Origin of the sequence: Pseudooceanicola nanhaiensis DSM 18065 (assembly GCF_000688295.1) — a bacterium.
Classification (GTDB): domain Bacteria; phylum Pseudomonadota; class Alphaproteobacteria; order Rhodobacterales; family Rhodobacteraceae; genus Pseudooceanicola; species Pseudooceanicola nanhaiensis.
The window spans coordinates 97,650-119,688 of the sequence record NZ_JHZF01000013.1; the positions used below are offsets into that span (position 1 = coordinate 97,650).

A 22,039-nucleotide genomic window follows, 5' to 3' on the forward strand; every position below is an offset into this window, starting at 1 on the left:
GGTGAACCATGTTCAACATCCGTGCCAAGCATATCGAACAGGATCTGGCGGCGGTCCATGCGGCTTACGGCGACGTGGTCGAGGGGCTGACCTTCGACTTTGCCGACCAGGACACCGGCGGCATCCTTGCCACCGGAGGTTGTCTGGGCCCTCTCGGCATCATGTTGACCTCCTACGAGATCACGGCAGGCTACGCGACCCTGCCAGGCGATGATTTCCTGAAGTTCGAACAGGCCCGGAACGGTAGCATCGTTCAGGTTCAAGGCGCTTCAGAGCTGATTTCACGAAACGGAACGACCGTGTTGACCGGACCGGGCCTGAACAGGATGGCGTTCCAACCTGACGGTAGGGCCGTTCGAAGCATGAGTGCGAACCTCTCGGTAACCGTATTGCAGGAGCTACTGGACAAGTCGGAAGAACCGATCGTGCTGGGAAAGGTAACTCAATCCGGAAACGGCTCACGCCCCGCAAGCGAGGCCCAGCTTTCGGGGCTGGTGCAGCATCTGCTTGAACATTTCCAGGAATATGCCGCTTCGCCAAGGCGCGGCGAGCTTGCGGAAGCTCTTCTGATGGAGTGCTATTCCGCCTATCTGCGTGACACGGGCTACATTCGCGGGGTCGAGGTCGCCGGTTTGCGCCCGGACACCAGAGGCGTGAGAGGCAATGCAAGGATCGTTGCCCGGGCCGAGGCCTTCATGCGGTCACACTATCAGCTGCCCCTCACGATGGCCGATGTCGCGGCAAATGCCGGCGTGAGCCTGCGCAAGCTCCAATCCGTGTTCCGTGAACGCCGCAATTCGACCCCCAGCATGTTCCTCAACGAAACCAGGCTCGCGCAGGCACGACAAAGGTTACTGCACCCGGAGAGTTCCGACAGTGTAACCTCGGCCGCGCTGGAATCCGGAATCTTCCACCTGGGGAGGTTCTCGAGGGCCTATCTCGCGAAGTACGGAGAGTTCCCGTCCGAAACCCTGGCCCGTTCGAAACGATAGTCCGGATGGGCCCTTCGGCACAGGTTCAGCAGTCGCTGAGCGGCCGGACCCTGCCGCCCGGACAATGGCCCCCGCTGCGGGAGGTACGGCGAACCAGCCGCCTGCCGGCCCAAGGCAGCAAGCATCTCTCGGCTGGGTGGCGCTTGTCCACCGTCAGGGCGTCAAGCGGGATCTCCACGCTGAAGCATCCGCCTGCGTCTCTTGACGGTTTCAGTTGCCGCTGAAGAAGCCCTTGATCTTCCCGGCATCGTAGGTGTCGCCGCCATCCGTCGTCACCGTTTCCAGCGTGGTTTCCAGAACGCTGCAGAAATCGGCCTGAGGCATGTCGCTGACATCCTCTCCGTTGACCCGGGCAACCTTCTCTCCCAGCGTCAGGCCCGCGGACTCGGCCGGGCCGCCTTTCGCGAGGGCACTCACGTAGACCCTCTCGCCGTCATGGGCGAGACCGACCGAAGCGCCATCGCCAAGGCGCGGGACGCTGCCATCCTCCGATAGCGGGTCGAGGTACATGGTCCGGGTCGCCCAGTCGAAGGTGACAACGAAGTTCTTCAGGAAACCGTGCCCCATGTTGCCCTGCGTCGTGGGCGCCATGCCGTCACCGACAATGACGGTCGTGGTGATCTCGGTCTCGCCGAACCGTATGGGAAGCGTCACGCCAGAGACGGTCGCCTCGAAAGTTCCGGCCGCGCCGCCGGTGAGCGTCGCGCTTGTCGGCGCGTCCTCGGGTACCTTCAGGCCGGTGGCGGCAAAGTCCGCAGCATTTACCGTCAGCGGGATGCCGCCCCCGGTGTCCACGATGAACGTCAGTGTCCCCTCGCCGATGCCCAGTTCGACCACGGGCGAAGGCGAGATCGTCTTTTCGTTCCAGGTGAAGGGCAGCGCAATCGCGCCATCGACATGGTCGAGCTCGTCGACCGTCGCGGCGACATGGATCTCCTGGGCGCCGTAATCCACCTGCCAGACCGCGTTTCGCATGGCCGGGGCTCCCAGCAGCCCGTTCCGGGTTATGCAGTAGAACGCGCCGGCCGGGGACCAGCCCGTCTCGGCCGAAGCATTCCTGATCTCCAACCCCCCGATGGTGAGCGAGGGAATCCTGACCATCGGGTTCCACAGGATCCCGCCGCCCCCCGCGGCACTTCCCATTTCGGCCAGAACTTCGCCGCCATGCGCTGCCGTGATCTCGGGCGTCAGGATCGTCGGCGCGCCCGTATCGAACATCAAGGGCACCGGATCGTCGTCGCCGAAGGCCACGTCGATCACGACATGGTTCTGAATTTCGCGATACGGAATGGTGACGGGCAGCGAGGCCGGATCGATCTGGTTGATCGTCGGAATGATGCCGTCGATGTTCTCCAGGAAGGCGGCGAGCGCTGCCAGTTTCTCCTTGTCCGCTTCCGTGAGGTCGAGCTGCTGGGCCGACAATGCGCTCGATTGCAGCGCCACCATGACGGGAAGGCAGACGCTGACGCAGATCGTTCGTTTTGGCGAAGCCTTCGGTGTCATGTTTCCGCTCCTGTTGAAAACTGTTCTGTCTCAGGCGTAGGGACCACCGGCATCGTCCTGCGGATGCGCGTGACCTGGCTGGCGTTGATCTGAAACCAGCCCCCTGCTCTTGCAAGGTTGGCAGGTATCGCTGCCTTCCGATCGCCGGTGACGAGGGAAACACCTTTTCGAAAGGCAGCGATCTGGAGCCAGCGAGAATTCGTCCACCGGCCCAAGGGTACGGACGCCGCTATTCGGCCATGGTCAGCACGATGGTCTCCGAGCTTCCTTCGGTCGATCCGACCTCGGCTTCCCCCATTTCGCAGAACAGTTCGGGATTCAGCGCATGCACGGCCTGGCCGGTCGCCATATATGCGGCCAGCGACATCTGCATCGAAGCCCGGACGACCTGGTAGTCCGCATCACCGCTGTCGTGGCCCTCCAGCGCAGTCCCCAGAAGATCTGCAAGCTTGTCTTCATCCAGGTCGAGACCATCACAGTTCCGGGCGATGGCGATCTGCATGCCAATGTCTTTCAGCAAGCTGATCTGGTTTGTCTGGAAGTGTTCTCCGATGAACTCTTCAACCCAGGCGGTGATCTCCATATCCATCTTGGCGATCGTATCGGCATCATTCGCCAGAGCTGCGCCCGAAGAAAAGAACATCGAGGCAAAGACAGTGGCGGCACCCAATTTATTGATCATTTCGTATCTCCTCTCCGGCTTCAGAATTCGTGCTGGGTCCAGCGGGACGAATAGACCCCGTTCCAGTAGCATTTCCGGACCTCCGGGAAGCAGCGCACGTTCTTGGCTGCGACATAGGGTTCCCCCCCGGCTTTCTTGTCCTCCTGCACTTCCTTGAGTTTCGAGGCGATCGCGATCCCCACCAAGGCGCCCGCCAGCTTCTTCTTCTCGTCGTCTGTAAGGGCATGACTTGCTTGAGGTGCGACTGCGGCAGCAAACAAGGCGGCCGCCGTCGTCAGCAAAAGAAGTTTCTTTTTCATCCTGAAAGTCTCCTGTTGATTTTGAACTCTATGGAAAACGAGTGGCACTCTTTACGCCAAGGTCCTTGGCCGACGCGGTGATTGTCCTTTTCTCACCAGGCGTTGACCCGTTTTTCCGGTGGCAGCCACATCGGATCGCCTTCCTCGATTCCGAATGCGTCATAGAAGGCGTCGACATGCTGCAATGGCGCTGTCGTGCGGAATGTGTCCGGAGGATGGTTGCCGGCCGTGGCGACATTGATCAGGAACTCGTCGGTCGCCTGTTCGGCCCAAAGCTGCGCCCAGGCGACAAAGCAAAGCTGCTCCTGCGTGAAGCCACCGATTTCGACATCCTCCTCGGGATGCTCCGCGAGGTAGTCCATCAGCGCGGCATGGCCGAGCGTGATCCCCCCCACATCGGCCATCATCTCGGGCAGCCAGTATTCGCCGCGGCCCGTATAGCCCGCCACGATCTCGGTTTCGTTCGCCTGGTCGATCAGCTTCTGCGCTTCGCCCAGGAAGGCGCCGGCGTCCTCGTCGGTCCACCAGTTGCGCAGGTTGCCCTTGGCATCGTACTGCCTGCCGGTCGTGTCGAACCCATGCGTGGTTTCATGCCCGATGATCGCGCCGAAAGCGCAATACCGCACCGCCGGGATCTCCGGCTGGTAGGCCGGTGCCTGCGCGATGGCCGTGGTGATCTCGAAGCCGTTGATCCCGAAATTGTAGGCGGCGTTCATGGCGATCGGGAAGGTGCTGTTGCCGAAGAACTTGTCGCGCACGACAGGGCCGCCGAACTGGTCGAGAGAGCGTTGCCATTCGAATTCGGCAACGACCATCAGGTTGGCCACCGGGTCGTCGGGAACGATCGTGAGTTCGCTGTAATCCACCCAGTCCTCTTCGTCGGGATAGCCGACGGCAACGGAGAAGGAGTCCACCTTGGCCAGGGCCTCGGCCTTGGTTTCCTCCGACAGCCAGTCGCGGGTCGGGATCCGCTCGCGGAAGGTCGTGAGAACATCGTCGATCATGACGAGGAGGTCGGTGCGCGTCTCCTCCTCGAAGACCGCTTCGGCGTAGATCCGGCTGATCGGGTGGCCGAGCGATTCCGTGAGAAGCGCAAGGGCACGGTCCTTCAGCGGATCGAGTTCGGCGACGCCCTCGAATGCCAGGCTCAGGGTCCGTTCCGGTGCCTCGAAGTCGGTCGACAGGACATTGGAGAAACTCTTGATCAGCCGGTAGGTCGCGTAAACCTTGAAATCCTCGAGGGGGCGCTCGTCGAGCATCGAGGACAGGACCGGGAAGAACCTCGGCTCGACCAGGATGACCTGCTCGGGAAGCTCGAAGCCGAGCTCGTCGAGATAGACCGAGAAATCCAGGTTGGGGATCTGGGCCTGCACCTCCGCCGGCGGGGTCAGGTTGTAGAAGTTCCGGGGATCGCGCGATTCCTCATCGGTCAGAAGGGCCGCGTTCAGCTCCGTTTCCATCTCCAGAATGGTGTCGGCCATTCCGGATGCAACATCCGCCTCGTAGCCCGCGACCGTCAGCAGCTCTTCGATATACGCCCGGTAGGCCACCCGGCGCGGCGCATCATCGTCCGACGTGTAGACATCGCGTTCCGTCTCCAGCCCCAGGCTCGTTCCGGCGGCAAGGACGGCGTATTTCGTCCCGTCGGCCAGGTCGGGCCAGGGTCCGAAGCCGAGGAACAGCGGCGCAGCGGCAATCGTCTGGAAACGGGCGGCATAGCGGGCGAGATCGTCGATGGAGGAAATCGCGGCAATCCTGTCGAGATCCTCCTGCAGCGGGGCCATGCCCTGTGCATCCCGGTGCGCGGTGTCCATGTAGGCCTTGTAGAAGTCACCGACGAGTTGCGTCACGCTGCCCTTCGGCGCCTCGGGCGCGTCTTCGACCACCGTGTCGAGAAGCGCGAAGGCTTGTGCCTTGATCCGCTCCGACTGGATCCTGGCGAAGCCGTAGGACGCGAATTCGGCCGGACGTTCCACCCGGTCGATCCACCCGCCGGCGGCAAACCGGGCGAAATCCTCCGCCGGATCGGCGTTCAGGTCCATGTTCTCGATCGCAAACATCAGATCGTCCGGCCCGAGCTCCGGCAGGTCGATCTCCTGAGACGCCGCCAGATTTGCCATAAGGGCCATGGCGCTGGTCGTCATCGCGACACCAGTGAATTTCATTCTCGAAGTCTCCCTATCGTTGAACGAATTGGTACAAGGCGGCCCATCATCCGCCGTAGATCACGGCGTCGGGAATCTCGTAGCGTTCGATTCCGTCGATGAAGATCAGGTTCAGGTCTCCCAGGCGTTCCTGGTGGGTTGCCTTGCCGGGGTCGGAGCCGACGAGATTGCCCTCCCTGAAATCGAGGTAGCGTTCGCCTCCGGCCGGAAGCGCCACCCACAGGCTGGCGGTGCCACCGCTTCCGCGCGACACGCGAAAGGCGCAGCGGCCCATCGGCTGGCTTTGGGAGACCGCGCAGGGTATCGATCCGCTGGCCCCGTTCACGGGCGGGGCCGCCGCCTCGACGAGATACCGCCCCGCGACCCAGCCGCGCACAGGCTGGTCGCCCGGCATCTCGACCCGGCACCAGCGGGTCGACCCGTTCATGGCGCATCCGAGGTTTCGCACCCGGTCGCCGTTTCCGAACGCCCCGATGACGGAATTCCCGATCCCGGCGCCCGTGCGGACGTTGAGCGTGTCATTGGCGGCCAATCCGGTCACTTCCCACCAGTCCGGCCCGCCGGACAGACCGTCAGCGAAATCGCCCGAGGGAGGCGCGGCAGCCGCGGATTGCCCGGCGATGGAAACGCGCAACGTGTAGTATGCGACCTCGTTCCGGCGGGCCGCGTTGCGCATGAGGTAGACGCGAACCCGGTAATCCCCGGACGCCGGAAGCGCACCGTCGAACCTGTTGCCGGCTATGGAACCGACGTGCAATGCGGCAGGATCATTGCCGCGCATCAGATTGAAATAGGCCGAAGGATTGTCCGTCGTGAAATCCACCGTCATCCGCTGGCCTTCCGAGGCGCCAAGCAGATAGTCGACCGAGGAATGGCCCTGAATCCGCCCCTCGATTGTCGTTCCCGAACTGCCGGGAGAGAATTCGATCCGTTTCTCGACGGTATCCTGCGACCACGCGGCGTAGGGCAAGGCCGACAGCAACAAGAGAACTAAGTACCTCATGGAGGGACTCCAGGGTTTGGGAGCAGCAGCCCCGCCGGCAAGCCGGACAGAAGCCGGGAACTGCATAGTAAGTTCGCACAGATTCGCTTCTTAAGATGTTTGATCTTAGCCGTTGCCTCATGGCGGCCGCCAAAGCATTCGATATCCAGATCGCGCGGAAACCTATCCAGATTGCGCGCCTTGCCTGCAGGCGTATCCTCACGCCCATTACCCCGCCCCTTTCAGGCTGTTTCAAGGAAGCGCTCGCAAAGAAATCGCAACGGTCAGGATGACAATTGCCCGATTTCCTTTTGGCGTCTTGTGGGGCTGATCAACGGGTCATCATGACCGACGCGAAAAAACGCCTGCGAGAACGCCATTCTCGCTTTTGCGGTGAATGGCGGAACTGACGGGCAGCTTCGCAGCGACAATCGGGCCGGATGTCGGGCGACTCCGAGACATGGCCGGACTTTGGCAGCGAGATGCAAGAAAGTCCGAACCGGGCGGGCATGATGTTGAAATGGTTGCCGGGGTTCGAAGTCTTCAGATCGACGACCAGACGCCAGGCTGCGCTGGCCTGCAGTCGATCCCTCCATACCCGGTGATGCTGTCCCGAATGACAGTGCCGCACGTCCCCGCATCGAACCGCATCTGCCGGATCGCCATCTGCCGGCTCAGCGCCGCGCGTTTGGATCGAAGCCTCATGCAAGACCGCCTCGACCGGAAATCGGGAGCGATCATCCGCGGCCCGCAAGTGCGGTGGCTGCGCCCGGTCGGGCGCGGCGGAAAGGAAGGCAGGCGCTGTCTCATCCCTGGTGGTCGTCCTGCGACGGATCCGCTGGGTCGGTGTCGACAATGTCCTCGGCCGGTGAGATCTCGGGGTCCGCCAAGGGCTCTCCATCGACGGCCGCCCCCGCATCGAGCTCGACCAACCGGGCGCCATCCACGCCGTCATGCGGCAACGCCTCGCCCGCGGGAATGCCGAGAGCGTCTGCGTAGGGATCCTCGGTCGCATCGGGCAACCGGTCGGTCAGCGCGGTCTCCGGCGGAGCGGTGCTCGCTATCGCGCCGAGATACGGGTCACCCGGTTCAGGCGACACCACAGGAGCCTCGGGCGCCTCCGACTCCCCTGACAAGGAGGAGATGGCGACGTTTGCATCCCCTTCCGGAACCGTCACGTCGCCCACGTCCGTCGCCCTGTGCTGCTCCGCATCGGCATCACCGATGTGGCCCGAGAGGTCGAGCGCGCTCGGCTGATCCTCGATGGCGTCGATCGACACCTCGGAGGGTCCGGCCGAGGCCGTTTCCGTGGCTGTCTGCCCGGCCGCCACCGACTGCACCGACAGGGTCGGTGCGTCGAGTCCGCCTTCGATGGTGATCGTGACCTCACTGCGATGGCCGTCGACGGTGGTGACCCCGATCACCTCGGTCAGATGCTGATCAGGACCAAGCGCCTGTATCGCTCCCTGGCTTTCGCGCGCGGCGTAGCGCCACTGGCCGTCGGCGGTGATTTCGAGCGTGCCGTATTGGCCGTCGATCCGATCGGCCTGAAAGGCCTGATCGCCGGTATCGGCATCCCGGATCGTCAGCTGGCCGGTGATCTCGATACATTCCTCCGCAGCCGCCGGCGCATCGACAATGGCACCCGATCGGGAGGCGGCCAGCGCCTGAGTGTCGACCAGCCCCTGCCCCATGGACGGGTGATAGCCCAGGTCTTGCAGTTTCTGCAGGACGATATCGTTGATCGTGTCCGACCAGCGCGCAACGAATTTCGGCTCGAGGTCCGCAAGATGCATCGCCTGTCCCGGCGGTATGTCGAAGTCCTTCGGGTTCTGCTGGATCTCCCAAAGCACCTGCTGCGCGACGGCTTCCTGCACCTGAGGCGGCACCTGTTGCAGGTGCAGACCCAGGTCCGGGTTTCCACCATCGGTCAGCCCGCCGATCAAGGCATCGACGTTCGGGTCGAACGCGCTGATCGTCACTGTGCCCTGCGCGATCGGCTGAGGCTCAGGTGTGGGTGTTCCCGTGTCCGCCGGTTGCGGCTGCGGTTCCGGGGTGACTTGCGGGAGCGGCTGAGGCTCCGGTCTGGGCGCTCCCTGGTCCACCGGTTGCGGCTGCGGTTGCGGCACCGGGGTGCCTTGCGGGATCGGCTGAGGCTCCGGCCTGGGCGGGCCCTGGTCCACTGGCTGCGGCTGCGGCACCGGGGTGCCTTGCGGGAGCGGCTGAGGCTCCGGCCTGGGCGGGCCCTGGTCCACTGGCTGCGGCTGCGGCACCGGGGTGCCTTGAGGGAGCGGCTGAGGCTCCGGTCTGGGCGGGCCCTGGTCCACCGGCTGCGGCTGCGGTTCCGGGGTGCCCTGCGGGAGCGGCTGAGGCTCCGGCCTGGGCGTTCCCTGGTCCACCGGCTGCGGCTGCGGCTGCGGGGTGCCCTGCGGGAGCGGCTGCGGCTCCGGCGTGGGCGGACCCTGGTCCACCGGTTGGGGCTGCGGCACCGGGGTGCCTTGCGGGATCGGCTGGGGCTCCGGCGTGGGCGCTCCCTGGTCCGCCGGCTGCGGCTGCGGTTCCGGGGTGCCCTGAGGGAGCGGCTGCGGCTCCGGCGTGAGCGCTCCCTGGTCCACCGGCTGGGGCTGCGGCACCGGGGTGCCTTGCGGGAGCGGCTGAGGCTCCGGCCTGGGCGCTCCCTGGTCCACCGGCTGCGGCTGCGGCACCGGGGTGACTTGCGGGAGCGGCTGAGGCTCCGGCGTGGCCGCTCCCTGGTCCACCGGTTGCGGCTGCGGCACCGGGGTGCCCTGCGGGATCGGCTGAGGCTCCGGCCTGGGCGCTCCCGGGTCCACCGGCTGCGGCTGCGGTTCCGGGGTGCCTTGCGGGAGCGGCTGAGGCTCCGGCGTGGCCGCTCCTTGGTCCACCGGTTGCGGCTGCGGCACCGGGGTGCCTTGCGGGAGCGGCTGAGGCTCCGGCCTGGGCGTTCCCGGGTCCGCCGGTTGCGGCTGCGGTACCGGGGTGCCCTGGGGGATCGGCTGGGGCTCCGGCGTGGCCGATCCCTGGTCCACCGGTTGCGGCTGCGGTTCCGGGGTGCCCTGCGGGAGCGGCTGAGGCTCCGGCTTGGGCGCTCCCTGGTCTGCCGGTTGCGGCTGCGGTTCCGGGGTGCCCTGAGGGAGCGACTGAGGCTCCGGCCTGGGCGCTCCCTGGTCCACCGGCTGAGGCTCTGGCGCCGGGGTGCCTTGCGGGACCGGCTGCGGCGTGACGGGCGGCGGTAGATGGGGATCGGTGGTCGGGCCCAGGGGAACGTCGTCGGGCAAGCCCGGCTCCAGACCGCCTTCTCGCTGCGTGCGGTCCTGGTCCGGCGGAACGAGGCCCGGGGTTCGAGGGGGCGTCGTCTCGACCGCGTCGCCGGGCGTATCGGGCGCCTTCGTCCCGGTACGCCATCCGAACGCCTCTTCGGACTGACCATGACGGGGATCCCTCGCATCCTCCGGCGTTCCGGCCAGACGCGACCAGAGCCGGTGCAGAAGGCCGGTCGCGGGTTTGTCGTCCTCGGGCGATGATCCGGTCATGTCGTCCCCTACCGCTCGGTCAGTGCAAGATCGAGATTGGTGAAGACCGGCTTCCAGAGATACGCGAAGACGGTCTTGCTGCCGGTGGTGATATCCGCCTCGCCCGTCATGCCCGGCAGCAAGGCAAAGCGCTGTGGATCCTCGCCGAAGAAGGCCTGCGGCAGGTCGATCAACACCTGGTAATGAGACGCCCCTTGGTCATCGTTCACCGTGGTTGGAGAGACCTCGGCGACCCGCCCCTCGAGTGCGCCGAACCGGCTGAAATCGAAGGTATCAATCTTCACCCTCACCGGCTGGCCAACCGTCACGAAGCCCACGTCACGCGGGCTGAGCGCGCCCTCGAAGCGCAGCGACACGTCACGGGGGACGATCTCGGCCACCAGTCCGCCCGCCTCGATGAAGCGGCCGACCACGGTTTCCGGCAGGCTCTGGACGGTGCCTGCCACCGGCGTTCTGAATTCGGTCTGGGCAAGGCGCCTGATCAGCCGCGCGATGCGCTCGGCCACTTCGAAAAGGTCGCGGTTGACGTCGGCGATCCGGGCGCTGGCGATGTCTGCCTCGCCCACGTCGATCTCGGAAAGGCGCTGTTCGAGCTCGGTCTTGCGGGCGCGCAGGACCGCGGCGCGCCCGGTCAGTTCGGCCAACTGGAATTCGTAGTCCGCCTCGATCTGGATCGCCTCGACGAGATCGGCCTGTGGCGTGAGGCCTCGCTCCTGCAGCTGCTCCAGCTTGTCCACGCGGTCGCCAGCCGCGGCGCGCTGCCGCTCCACCGCCGGCCGCTCCGTGGCGATCGCGTCAAGTTCCGCGCTGGCCGAAATGATCTGCTGCTGCACGAGGTTGCGCGCATTGTCGAGATAGTCCTTGCGGGCTTCGAACACGGCCATCTCGCGCGCGATCGCTTCGTCCACATCGTCTTCCGGCAGGCCAAGGTGGCGCGCACTGGGAACCTCCGGCAGGGAGGGGAAGTCGGGATCGACGGCGCGCGCCCTGATCGGTTCGAAATCCGGCGTCCCGCCCTCGACGAGCGCGGTCAGGCGCTCGCTCTCCAGCGCCATCCCGAAGGCCTGGCTGCGCGCCTCGCGCAGTTGCGACAGAAGTTCGGCCGCATCGAACTCGACGATGAGCTGTCCCGCCTCGACCTGCTCACCAAGCTCCACGTGCACCGCTCCGACGGCACCGCCGAATTCGCTCTGCAAACGCTGCGTGGAGCTTTCGGGCTCCACCACGCCGCGCGCACGCACGACTTCATCCACCGGGGTGATCATCGTCCAGCCGAGCAGCAGGACGAGGCACCCGAGCACAGCAAGGCTGGCGATCCGCGCCAGCCGCGCCACCGGCGCGTCGTTCAGCTCGAACCGCTCGAGCGGGGAGGTTTCGTCTCGATCGGCCATGCTGTCAGGCTGCCCCCTGTTCGTTGTGCTCGCCGCGACGGGCGGGGCCGAAATGACGCAGTAGCCCGTCGTCGAGATAGATCGCGTTGTCCGCGGCCGGGACCAGCGAGAGATCATGGGTGGAAAAGAAGACCGTGGCGTGACCTCGAACGCTGCGCAGGTAGGCCAGGAAGGCCTCGCGCTCGGCGGGATCGGCACAGCCGGTCGGATCGTCCAGCAGAACCAGGACCGGATCGCATCCCGAGGGCGCAGGGCTGTCCGGCGGCGCCGCATCCGGCGCCAGTGCATCGGCCAGTACAGCGTCCATGGCGGCGCGCGGAGACCACGCGCCCGCCTCCGACAAGGACCAGGGCGCCCCGCTTCCCGATCCGCGCTCAGCAAGCGCGGGCAGGATCAGGGAGGTCAGCGCAAGCTCTGCGGGATCGTATTGGCGCAGCGTGACACCGTCCAGCAGCACCTGCCCCGATTGCGGAGCGAGGCTGCCGGAGAGCAGCCGCAGAAGCGTGGTCTTGCCAGCCCCATTGGCCCCGATGATCACGTTGACGCTTCCTGGCGCGACGCTGAATGACACGTTGTTCAGCGCCGGTTCGGTTTCGGCATCATAGCGAAAATAGGCGCCCTGCAGGGCGATATCCGGCGCGCCGCGCGGCGCCGACTGAAGGCCCGCCGGAGCGGGGCCCGCAAGCTCGCTCGCGACCGGCGTCTTCAGCGAGCGCAGGGCAAGACGAATGGCCTGCAGCCGCGGCAACGCGATGAAGAGCGCCTGCGCCGGGCCGGTGATCCGCCAGGTCAGCAACATGGTTGCCACGAGGGCGCCCGAGCTCATCATGCCGCCGATGGCAAGCCAGACACCGACAGCCAGTGTTGCCAGCGCCGCGCCGGTCCCGAGGATCGCTCCCAGCGCCATGATGCCGGCCGAGCGCAGCCCGCGCGCGTAGCTCCCACGGGCCGCATGCGCGGCCTGTTCCGCCAACCGCCCCAGCCAGACGGCGCCAAGCCGGTTTTCCATGATCTCGGGAGCCTTTACCCCGACCTCGTGCAGCATCGCAGCGCGTTCCCTGCCGGCTTGCGCCAGCATCGGGTCAGCGCCGAAACGGTCCCGCGACACCAGCAGGGCCACCCCCATCATGAGCAGCAGGTAGAGCGCCGGGACCAGGACGAGGATGCCGCCGAGCAGCCCGATCGCGAGAAGCGACAGCAGCACGAAGGGCGCGTCAAAAACGGCGGCCGTATTCGCCGATGCAAAGACATCCGCACCCCGCCGCGCCGCCGTGATGCGTGCCTCGATGCTCTCTCTCGACTGGGCCAACACCGCCTGCAACGGCAAGCTCAGGAGCCGGGCCTCGGCGGCGGCACCGGCAAGCGCGGCCAGTCTGGCGTGCTGGGCGGCGAGATAGCGCGCGCGCACCAGCCGCAGCAAGGCGACACAGGCCACCGCGAGGGCCGCCCCCGAGAGGATCGGCCACAGCGAACCGGCCGCCCCCACCCCCAGCACCCGGTCGAAGACGGCCATGATGAAGAGCGGCACGAGCACCGCCACGACATGGATGAAGAAAGAGAGCGCCAGCCCCGTCCGCAGGCCCTGGCGCAGGCGGCGCAATAGCATGTCGCGCGTGATGCGGTCGCGGTCCGCCTCTGCCGACCGGTAGACAAACAGCACGCGTTCGGCTTGGCGGAGCGTCCTGCGGATATCCGGTCGCGGAGTATCCGTACTGGCGAGGACGATCTCCTGACCGTTGATCCGGGCCATGGCGACCGCTTCCTCCCCCGAAAGCGCCAAGATCGCTCCGTCGCCGCCATCCTGCCACGCGCGCGGCGGAGCGCTGCCGACCTCGCTCGGCAGGCAGAGCCCGGTCAGAAGCATCGAGGCGTCATCGAGCGAGGCCAACGCATGCTGCGGCGGCAGGGCGCTATCGAACACGACCGGCGCTCGCTGCCATCCCAGGCGGCCCAGCACCTCCGGCAGAAGATGCTCGAGCGGGCTGCGACGTCGACCGGGACGCTCAGGCCGAGGCGGTTGCGCTGGCTCGGGCATCCTGGCATCCGCTGCCGCGCTACCGTGGGCGACATTCATGCCGCCACCTGCGCGGGCGCACCCCTGTCGCCGCCATCGGTGGCGGAAAGATCACGCCCGTCAAGCACGCCTTCGCGCGTCAGGACGACGACCGTGGTGCTGGCCGAAACCTTCCGCAGAAAGGCAAGGAGCCGGTCGACGCCGTCCTTGTCGAGTGCATAGGTCGGGTGGTTCAGCACCACCAGACCGGGTGCGCCGGCGAAGGCGCGAACCAGACCGATCCGCTTGATGGCACCGCTCGACAGCGGCGCACCAAGCCGGTTGCCGACCTCTGTCTGGTAGCCGTTGGCCAATCGTCCCACAGGCCGCTGCAAGCCGAGTGTTTCGCTTATCTGCATGGCGACGGTGGTCCGCGACGGATCGAAGCCTGTGATGTTGCCCAGGATCGTGCCGCGAAACAGGCTGGGCATCGCCCGCACCATGGCGATCCGGGACGCATGAGCATGCGGCACTGCCTCGCCGGTCCCGGCGAGCTTCAGCGAGAACGGATCGATCCCGTCGTGCCGCGCCTCGCGCAGCGCATCATGGAAGGCGACGAAAGCCGCATCCGCATCGTCGAAGCTCGGGAATGTCACGACCGTCAGCGCACCCGCAGCGACCTCGATCCGGCGTCCTTCCGGCCCGACCCAGGACAGGCCAAGCGGGGCGGCCAAGGCCGCTTCGTCCATTGCGGGCGGGATGAGTGGGGCCGTATCGGCCATCACCGCCTGCAGCATCCGATGCGCCGAGGCGGCTGTCTGACGACGCGCCAGCCCGGCCAGGAGCCCGACCAGCCCGGCCACCGCGCGCTGACCAAGGATGAGGCATGCCGCCAGGGCGCCGACGGTCATGTTTCCCTCAAGCACCTGCACGGCCCCAAGGCCAAGCACCGACACCGCCGTTGCCAGGCTGGAAATCTGCGTCAGGTCGGTGAGCCGCCCGGTCTGGCGCTCGGAGCGCTCGGTGGCCGCCGCCCCGGCTCTGGCGGTCTGGCGCAGTCGGGCCATGAGCCGCCCCGGCAGGCCCTGCGTGCGCAGCAACTCGATGCGATTGAACGCCACCGTCAGCAACGACGTCCACTTGGAATGTTCCGCGAACCGCTCCGCGACGGCCTGCCTGTTGAGATATGCAGCGCGAAAGGCCAGCGCGCCGATCACGCCGATCACCGCAAGCGGCGCAAGCACGACTGCTCCTCCCAGAAACCAGACAAGGGCAAGAAAGGCGAATGCAAAAGGCGCGTCGAACAATCCCATCAGGGACCGCGCCTCGAGGATCTCGCGGGATCGGGCGATGGTGGCGAAAAGCCCGTCGATCCGTCCAGCCCCCATGCGACCGAACCTTTCGCGCGGCATGGTGAGGACATGTTTCGCGACGCGAAGGGAAAGGCGATGCTCCTCCACGCTGCCGATCCTGGCAAAGATGGCCGACCGGGCAAATCGCGCGAGACCATCCAGCAGGAGTGCGATCAAGACCGCGGAAAACAGCACCGCCGCCGTGCCAAGCGACTGGTTCGGGATGATGCGATCATACACCTGGATGAGCGCCAGGGGCAGTGCCAGGCCGAGAATATTCGACAGAAGCGACAGCGCAACAATCCAGACGCGTGACATAGGCGACCTCCACAACCCACGGAAATACACTACGCAGTCAAGGCGCCGAAGCAATTGAAAGTGACCCCATCTTGCCCCCGAAAATAACCGGCTAGGCGAACTCCATCTCCGCTCGTCCCCGCGGTGATCCTGAACGCGCTCGCCGGCACAAGGCACACGGAACAAGTGTGACCTGCGCCTTTGGGCAGCCGGTCATTGCTCGGTCTCCCGCAACGGTAGCTCTCACTCCGCTCGCAAGATGACATCGGCACATGTCCATCCTGCCCGAAGGACGCACGTTTGCGAGGCCGCAGTATGGCATCTGCACCAGATTGAGGCGATCCGGGGCCCCTGAAGCGCCAGCGGTGCCGGACGGTTTTTCGTAACGGGTTTCGACGGGGGATCGGGATGCGAAACCACCCACACAATCCGGAACTTTACGCTGGCATCCCGAACAACGCGCCTACTGTGTCTTCCGTCTATGCTGCCATTCATATCACTCGGAACGCGCGTTTGGGTGTTGGCGGGGTTCGGCAGCATAGTGTTGGAATATAAGGACCGAACCGGAACGAGCGATGTTCCCAAACCGAGACTGAGGCCCATCCTGAGCCCAGCTTCGGCCGGGCGGCGCGTCTATAAGGTTCGGCCGGTTCTTGCAAACCCCTTTGATAACACGGAAAAAGCCGTGCCCGTCAAATCGCTGTCACTGGTTCGGCAGGGTGATGATGGCGGGCCGAAGCCGACGAAACGGAGAACTACACCTACGCTATAGCCCTCTAAATTGCGGCACGAGCGAATGACTAGCTGCGTGCGAGTCAAACTCCGAGGGTGGGGACTGCCTAGCCGCGCGAGCTGTCCACCCAATCCAGAGTCGATTTGCATGCAAATCGCGCGGCACTTTAAAGATTATGATGTATCGTTGGCGCAACGACTGTAGTGACCCAGTGATGCCACGGAATGGGGGGCGATAACATGGAATATTCGGATGCCTATCTGCGCGAATACCTGCCGCGCGAGAACCCGCCGATGGAGTTGGTTCCGGGCGATGTCATCGACGAAGTCGAGCGCTGGGGTGATTTCATCGGCGAGGATCGCGAACTGATCGCACGGTCCACCTTCTGGACCTATGCAATCTTCTCTGAACTGGGCCTAGGTCGCTATCGATCCGAACGTTTGCATGACCGCTTCTGGCGGGTCAGGCCGTGGTTCACGCTGGCTGGAACAGACTTCAATATGAAGCGGGTCACATTCGGTCTTTTCGACAAGGACCGAGAAAAGGCGGGGATCGGGTTCGCCATCGACGTTCCCCAGTGGGACGGGCCGGAATTTGCAATCATTGACAGGCTAAGCTTTCCGCTCCTCGGGGGTGTAACCTTCCCTTTCGCGATCCGACAGAACGAGATCGAGCATCATGTGGCGCATCCCAGCGGGGCGACCAGCGCTTGTTGGGCACAGTGCAGGACGACATCGCTCTGGGGCGTGCTCACCGCAGGCCATGCGGTCAATGGCAACCGACCCGGCCGGGCCGTGTCTATGGCGTCGGGCGACACCGCCTCGCTCGGCCGCTCCTACTTCCAGCCGGTTGATGCCGCCTTCGTGCTGACGCCAGCACCGAGCCACAAGCCGACGCAGCTTCCTTTCATGAGCTTTGCCTCAATGGGACTACCGGTCATCATCGACTGTCAGTCTGGTTCGGTCTCACGCACCGTCGTCGATGTGCAGAACAATTGCGGAGTCCTCAACACGCGCGAGGTCGGCGTCACGCTCTGCCTCGACCAACCTGTCTCCAAAGGCGATTCCGGGGCGCTTATTCGCGTCGCAAATGGCGACGCCGTTGGCCTCTATCGCGGTTCGATGAAGGCGCCGAGCGCGCCGAATGGTTTTCGCGGCCTCGCCCAGAATTTCGAGCAGGCGATCCTCGCCCTCGATGTCTTTCCCTATCTGTAGAGGAGCATCCCATGACCGAGCCTGCGCAGGACGAATTCGAGATCTCGATCTTCGTGCCCGAGGAGGGTACGGCCGTGCCGTTGCCGCCCGATCCATCGGTCGAGCATCATTCGATGCGCGACTGGGTGCCGGGTCTTGGCCGGGTCGCCAAGGTCCGTGCAGGGCAGGTCCAGGAGCAATGGACCCGCACTGTCGATACGCTTATGAAATTGAGTTCAACCACCGCCGCCCGCTCGAAGGAATGGTCGATCGAGGAAATCGAGGTCGGCCTGACCCTGAGCGCCAAGGGCGAGCTGTTATTCATCGCTGAGGCGGGCGCTGAGGCGAGCATCAAGTTCAAGCTGACCCGCAAGGGCGAGTCCGCGCCCCAGGCGCCTACGCTCTTGCCGTCAGGAAATTGACGCCGATGGCAGCAATGACCGATCCGGGCAATGCGCTGGCGCTCTATCAGCAGGCGTTTGCGGCCGGCGTGATTCCGCTGCAACCCTGCCGGCTCGACCCGAGCCTGTTGATGGCGGTCGATCACCCCAACGGCAAGAAGCGCTTCTCCTATATGCGGTTCACGGGGACGAAGATGACTGCTCTGGTCATGTTCGCGCAGGACGGGATGGAGGAGGGCGGCCCGATCTTTAACATCGGTTATGCCGTCGATGATTGCGCGCGCGGGCGCGGTCTTGCCCAATCGACACTGGTCGCAGCCCTTGCTGAACTCGAGCATGGACTGAAAGGTGCGAATGTGCCTGTGCTTAATGTTGAGGCGGTGATCAACATTGATCACATCGTCTCGCAGCGCGTCGCCGCAACGATCTTCCCCGATGCGCCCAAGCCCATAATCGACAGCGGATCGGGCCTGCCAGCGCTCCATTATTACCGATCGATTCTGCTCAACGCGCCGCGCGCGTGAAGAAGGCCCTCAGTTGCACGCTAAACCCGAAGGCTGAGGTGCGGCGATAGAGAACCATGAGGCACAGCGAGCAAGACATCTTCGCCAGTCGCAGCAGCGCTGCTATCCTAAAAATGCTGGGACGACAACTCATGACATATCCGGACCTTTACGCCTAGGCCGGCGAGAGTTGATATCTGGTCAAAAGCATCCGCACTACTGACCCGGACATGCTGGTATCGGACAATAGCGTGGAATCGGCGGTTCGTTATACGGCATGGTGGCGTGCCGTAATCGGCGGCAATATCGCGCCATAGAGAGCAATCGGCGGCGTTTGGCGGAGGGGATGGGCCTGATATCCAACCTTCTTTTGTGGATGCAGCTCGGTTTGCAAGGAATTTCTGATCGTCTGGGCATGTGATCGAGTGCGAACTTTTGTCAGGCCTGTTCGTGCGGCCGACTGGCGCCGCTGGCCGGGATGGTGATGCGCGGAGCGGGGCCAAATCTCCAAGAGCGAGCTCGAGGCTCGGAGAAGGTTTCTGGTTTGCCCGACCCGGATCATATCGATCATTTGCCCATACTGATCATGCCTTCCTCACAACTCGGTGGCCCGAGTGCCCCTTCGGTGCCCGATCAGGCGCCGATCAGCACCGGGCCACGATAGCTTTCACCGCGCGTCAGCATCGCCCAGATGCCGCGCGCCATCTTGTTCGCCAGGGCTCGACATGGAGTTCAACAGCCTCGATGCGCAGCGGGAGGCTTGCGAGGCCTACATTGCCAGCCAGCGCGCCGAGGGGTGGGCCTGCCTGCGCGAACGCTACGATGACGGCGGCGTCTCGGGCGGCACGCTGGACCGCCCCGCGCTGAAGCAGCTGATTGCCGATGTCGAGGACGGGCTGATCGACGTTGTCGTGGTCTACAAGATCGACCGCCTCAGCCGCGCGCTGATGGACTTCTCGAAGCTCGTCGAGATCTTCGACCGCCACGGAGTGACCTTCGTGTCCGTCACCCAGTCCTTCAACACCACCACGTCGATGGGCCGCCTGACGCTGAACATCCTGCTCAGCTTCGCCCAGTTCGAGCGCGAGGTGATCGGCGAACGGATCCGCGACAAGGTCGCCGCCTCGAAGAAGAAGGGCATGTGGATGGGCGGCTACGTGCCGCTCGGCTACGATGTGGTCGACCGCAAGCTGATCGTGAACGAGGCCGAGGCCGCGCAGGTCCGGACCATGTTCGAGCTCTTCGCGCGGTCCGATTCCACCGCCGCCGTGATCCGGGAACTGAACGCCCGCGGCATCCGGTCCAAGCGCGGCCGGCCCATCGACCGCGGGGCGCTCTACAAGCTTCTGCACAACCGCATCTACCGCGGCGAGATCACCCACAAGGGCGAGACCTATCCCGGCATGCACGAGCCCATCGTCGATGCAGAGCTGTGGGACGCCGCCCACGCTGTGCTGGCCGGCAACCGGAACCAGCGCGCCGGGCGCACCCGGAGCACCGAACCGGCGCTGCTGCGCGGGCTGATCTTCACCGAAACCGGCGCCGCGATGACCCCGCACCACACGAAGAAGGGGAACAGGCGGTACTGCTACTACGTCTCGATGGACGTGATCCAGAAGCGGCCGACGGCCGAGTTGCGCGGGCCCCAGCGGCTCCCTGCGGCCATGGTGGAGGAAGCGGTCATCGGCGAGACCCGGCGGCTGCTGCGTACGCCGGAGATCATTGCGCGGACCGCCCGCGCGCTGAAGAAGGAACGGCCTGACCTCGACGAGGGCACCGTCACCGCGGCGCTGACGCAGTTCGACGATCTTTGGAAGGCGCTGATCCCAGCCGAGCAGGCTCGTATCGTCCAGCTGCTCGTGGCGCGCGTGACAGTGGGCGAGGACGGGTTGGACATCGATCTTCGCCATGACGGGCTCGGCGCACTGGCGAGCCTGATGGCGCCCACGCGGGTGGACGCTGCCTGATGCCCGCGAACGAGACGATCCGCGTCCACATCCCGCTCACGGTCCGCAAGCGCGGCGGTCGCCCGCGCATCCTGCCGCCGCGGGATATCGAGACTTCGGACCCGCCGCCGGGGCAGGATCCGCGCGTGCTGCGCGCCATCGGCCGGGCATGGGCGTGGCGGCAGCGGATGGAGCGCGGCGAGGTCACCACCATCGCCGATCTCGCTGCCGAGGAAGGCCTCTCCGACCGCTATGTCAGCCGCCTGCTGCGCCTCGCATGGCTGTCGCCGGAGGTTCTCGAGCGACTGGTCGTGCGCCGCGAGCCCTGCGCAATTAGCCTCTACGACCTGTGCTTCGTGGCCTCTCTGCCGTGGGACGAGCAGCAGGCGCAGGTTTTCGACTGAGCCACTCCCAAAAGACCATTCAAAGGATCCAGATTCGAGGCTACCGTTGGCAAAAGTCACCTTACTTGAGGTTTGTTTTGCTTGCCGAAAATGCACTGGGGCCTGGCTTTCCCGAATGGACGGAACTAGGGCAGGAAACGGGTCTTGATCCACTTGGGATGCAGCGACCAATCGAGGTCGTCTATCAATCCCTTTTGCCGGGCATCAGCACCATCACACTTCGGCTTCGCTACTATTCGTTCTTTCCCTGGCTTCTGGACTCGTATGCGCGACGCAATGGAAGCACCGATATGCAGGAGTTTCGGTTCTTTCAGCGAAAGGCGGAAGCTCTCTATGCACTACTCTGCGCCCATCGTGACTATGAGCTCGGCATCGCCGGGATACTTTGGGCCAGTCGGGAACTGCAGAGTCTGGCCGAAGAAACCGATCCGAATGCCATAGTTGATTTCGCGTCATCCGCAGACCCGGATTCCCGTCAGAACCGCTACCTTGAGAACAAGGGAGGTGCCTTCGGCGGCATCTACGCCAGCCAGCTTCGTGAGATGGGCCTCGTGCGTGTCGATGACCCCAACATACCCATTCCGTATTGTACAAATGCTGCGATGGACCTGGCAGACGCCATGTCTGATCAGCTTGGTGATCTCGCAGAGGTCTTTCTCAGTGCTGTTGAGAAGGGCCAGGTAACGGTTGAAACGCTCGACCGGCTTGCGCTGATGAAACCGTCGAGAGTGCCCGCCGACAGCGTTGAGCAAGAGGCGCTGGCAGCGGTCTTGATGGGACGACAGCAGAACGCGCGCGAGCCAGATGTCATGAGGCGCCAAACGCTCATTGAACTGCTGCGGTTAGCCGGCGAGCTACAAAGAATTCCGCGGGCCGATGACGCGAAGTGGGCGTGGTTCAACGAGGGAAATTCACAAGAGACCGACCGTATCGATGTTCTCGGGCTTTGGTCTCTGTATCAAGCCAGCGACCTTTGCCGCCTGGCATATGAAGGCTTTCTGTCGGCAGCGCTTCAGTCGCTCGAGGCCGCCCCGTACCGCAGGAAAACACTTCGCGAGATTGTCGCCGACCTGATCGAGCCAACGGATTTGGAAAATACGACAACGCTCGCGGAATATCTTCGGAATCAGACGGCAGACGAAGAACCGGAAACCTTGGCGAAGCAGGCTGCTTCCGAACTTCTCGAGGCTGAAAAGACTGGCGACGTCGACGGTGAGGTCAGAGCGTCGATTCGTCTGCTTTCGGCGCTTTGGCGAAAGAGCTCGGATTATTCGAGTTCCGTTCTCAGACGGCTCCGCTCGGCTGATCACTTCCAGTCGTATGCTACCGAGATACGCTTTCTTGAGCAGCGATTGTCGACGCCGGCAAGAACAGCATTCGAGGAGATGATTTCCTCCCGCGTGATCAAGCGCCATCTCTGGGTGGCCTCGCGCAAGTTTCGCAATCAGAAGGCCTACACATTCCTCATGGAACCGGACGACGGCCAGTTGCGCTTCCGCAGCCGGTTTTCCGTCTCTCCCAGTAGTCCGCGCATCGACCAGGCAGTTCAGTTTCTGCACGACGCAAAATTGTTGGACGACAAAGGCCCAACATCCCTTGGAATTGCTGAAATCGAGCGTCAATGAAGTATTACGAAGCTTTCTCGGGAAGTG

General features: G+C 64.5%; 16 protein-coding genes. 7 read left to right on the forward strand and 9 right to left on the reverse strand.

Translation table 11 applies throughout. The features are described from left to right. The first annotated feature begins 8 nt into the window (after positions 1-8). Positions 9-992, forward strand: coding sequence for a helix-turn-helix domain-containing protein (locus Q344_RS25125; RefSeq protein WP_028286673.1), 984 nt, complete (start codon positions 9-11; stop codon positions 990-992). A gap of 210 nt (positions 993-1,202) precedes the next feature. On the opposite strand, the gene Q344_RS0110580 is transcribed toward Q344_RS25125, so the two are convergent. The 9 genes from Q344_RS0110580 to Q344_RS0110635 form a co-directional block, all read right to left on the reverse strand. After that, positions 1,203-2,495: a PDZ domain-containing protein gene (locus tag Q344_RS0110580; RefSeq protein WP_156954687.1), complete on the reverse strand. Its 1,293-nt coding sequence runs from the start codon at positions 2,493-2,495 to the stop codon at positions 1,203-1,205. A 229-nt stretch (positions 2,496-2,724) separates the two neighbouring features. Then, positions 2,725-3,177 carry a hypothetical protein gene (locus Q344_RS0110585; protein ID WP_028286675.1) on the reverse strand — a complete coding sequence of 151 codons (453 nt, stop codon included), beginning with the start codon at positions 3,175-3,177 and terminating at the stop codon, positions 2,725-2,727. Positions 3,178-3,197: 20 nt separating this feature from the next. Continuing rightward, positions 3,198-3,476: a hypothetical protein gene (locus tag Q344_RS26090; protein ID WP_156954688.1), complete on the reverse strand. Its 279-nt coding sequence runs from the start codon at positions 3,474-3,476 to the stop codon at positions 3,198-3,200. Positions 3,477-3,568: 92 nt separating this feature from the next. After that, on the reverse strand, positions 3,569-5,641 hold the full coding sequence (locus Q344_RS0110595) for a M13 family metallopeptidase (protein ID WP_028286676.1): 2,073 nt from the start codon (positions 5,639-5,641) through the stop codon (positions 3,569-3,571). A gap of 46 nt (positions 5,642-5,687) precedes the next feature. Beyond that, positions 5,688-6,626, reverse strand: a complete 939-nt coding sequence (locus Q344_RS25130) for an SH3 domain-containing protein (RefSeq protein ID WP_156954689.1) — start codon at positions 6,624-6,626, stop codon at positions 5,688-5,690. An 803-nt stretch (positions 6,627-7,429) separates the two neighbouring features. After that, on the reverse strand, positions 7,430-8,605 hold the full coding sequence (locus Q344_RS0110610) for a VCBS domain-containing protein (RefSeq protein ID WP_028286677.1): 1,176 nt from the start codon (positions 8,603-8,605) through the stop codon (positions 7,430-7,432). A gap of 1,577 nt (positions 8,606-10,182) precedes the next feature. Then, positions 10,183-11,565, reverse strand: coding sequence for an HlyD family type I secretion periplasmic adaptor subunit (locus Q344_RS0110625; RefSeq protein ID WP_028286680.1), 1,383 nt, complete (start codon positions 11,563-11,565; stop codon positions 10,183-10,185). Between the two features lie 4 nt (positions 11,566-11,569). Next, the gene (locus Q344_RS0110630; RefSeq protein WP_169739190.1) at positions 11,570-13,600 is read right to left on the reverse strand and encodes an ATP-binding cassette domain-containing protein; all 2,031 of its coding nucleotides are present in this window, start codon (positions 13,598-13,600) and stop codon (positions 11,570-11,572) included. Positions 13,601-13,635: 35 nt separating this feature from the next. Then, on the reverse strand, positions 13,636-15,228 hold the full coding sequence (locus tag Q344_RS0110635) for an ABC transporter transmembrane domain-containing protein (protein ID WP_028286682.1): 1,593 nt from the start codon (positions 15,226-15,228) through the stop codon (positions 13,636-13,638). Positions 15,229-16,179: 951 nt separating this feature from the next. Here Q344_RS0110635 and Q344_RS0110640 point away from each other — a divergent pair. From Q344_RS0110640 to Q344_RS0110665, 6 genes are all read left to right on the forward strand, one after another. Beyond that, positions 16,180-17,154 carry a hypothetical protein gene (locus Q344_RS0110640; RefSeq protein ID WP_028286683.1) on the forward strand — a complete coding sequence of 325 codons (975 nt, stop codon included), beginning with the start codon at positions 16,180-16,182 and terminating at the stop codon, positions 17,152-17,154. Between the two features lie 11 nt (positions 17,155-17,165). Further along, positions 17,166-17,555, forward strand: a complete 390-nt coding sequence (locus Q344_RS23735; RefSeq protein ID WP_051630560.1) for a Pepco domain-containing protein — start codon at positions 17,166-17,168, stop codon at positions 17,553-17,555. Positions 17,556-17,560: 5 nt separating this feature from the next. After that, positions 17,561-18,058 (forward strand): GNAT family protein, encoded by a 498-nt coding sequence (locus tag Q344_RS23740; protein WP_156954690.1) that lies wholly within the window; start codon positions 17,561-17,563, stop codon positions 18,056-18,058. 704 nt (positions 18,059-18,762) lie between these two features. Next, the gene (locus Q344_RS23745) at positions 18,763-20,004 is read left to right on the forward strand and encodes a recombinase family protein (RefSeq protein WP_084178384.1); all 1,242 of its coding nucleotides are present in this window, start codon (positions 18,763-18,765) and stop codon (positions 20,002-20,004) included. Then, positions 20,004-20,387, forward strand: a complete 384-nt coding sequence (locus Q344_RS0110660; RefSeq protein ID WP_036539092.1) for a hypothetical protein — start codon at positions 20,004-20,006, stop codon at positions 20,385-20,387. Before Q344_RS23745 ends, Q344_RS0110660 begins: the two co-directional genes overlap by 1 nt. A gap of 65 nt (positions 20,388-20,452) precedes the next feature. Continuing rightward, positions 20,453-22,012: a hypothetical protein gene (locus Q344_RS0110665; protein WP_156954691.1), complete on the forward strand. Its 1,560-nt coding sequence runs from the start codon at positions 20,453-20,455 to the stop codon at positions 22,010-22,012. Positions 22,013-22,039 lie beyond the last annotated feature (27 nt).